This window comes from Curtobacterium sp. MCBA15_016 (genome assembly GCF_001865105.1).
Classification (GTDB): domain Bacteria; phylum Actinomycetota; class Actinomycetes; order Actinomycetales; family Microbacteriaceae; genus Curtobacterium.
Genome location: NZ_MJGR01000011.1, coordinates 39,898 through 40,484, shown reverse-complemented (window position 1 = coordinate 40,484; position 587 = coordinate 39,898). Strand labels below are relative to the sequence as shown.

The following is a 587-nucleotide window of genomic DNA, read 5'->3' as shown; positions in this document are numbered from 1 at the left end:
CGACCCGACGCTCGAGCTGCGCCACCGGCACCGCCGCGTTCGCGTGGTACATCCGCATCGCCGACCCGATCGTCGCCGTGGCCCAGTACTCGGTGAGCAACGCCAGGACCTCGTCCCGCGTGTACACCGACCAGAGGCCCCCGCCGCAGTCGCTCCACGAGCGGAGCTTCTCGACGATCCACGCCGCGAGCCCGGCCGGGGAGTCGTTCAGGCCGACCGCCGCGGTCTGCGGCTTGGTCCGGTGCATCATCGCGTAGGCGCCTTCGTCGGTACGCCACCGCTCGGTCTCGGCGACGAAGGCACGCTCCGCCTCGGACAGCGTCGACGGGTCGAGCCCGGGCCAGGCGAGCCCGCCGTCGATCCGGTGCACGGCGACGACCCGCTCGGGGTGGTCGAGCGCGAGGTACCGCACGACGTGCGTGCCGATGTCCCCACCGGACACCGCGAACCGCTCGTACCCGAGGTCGGTCATCAGCGTCGCCCACATCCCGGCGACGGCTCGTGCGTCGATCGGCTGCGGCGGTGCGTCGGAGAACCCGTAGCCGGGCATGTCCGGCACGATCACGTCGAACCCGGCGTCGACGAGC

The 587-nt window shown here is 72.6% G+C and carries 1 protein-coding gene; it reads right to left on the bottom strand.

Going from position 1 to position 587, the window contains the following annotated elements:
• On the bottom strand, positions 1-587 hold a 587-nt coding region (locus tag BIV03_RS05145; protein WP_139201869.1), incomplete at both ends, for an alpha/beta fold hydrolase.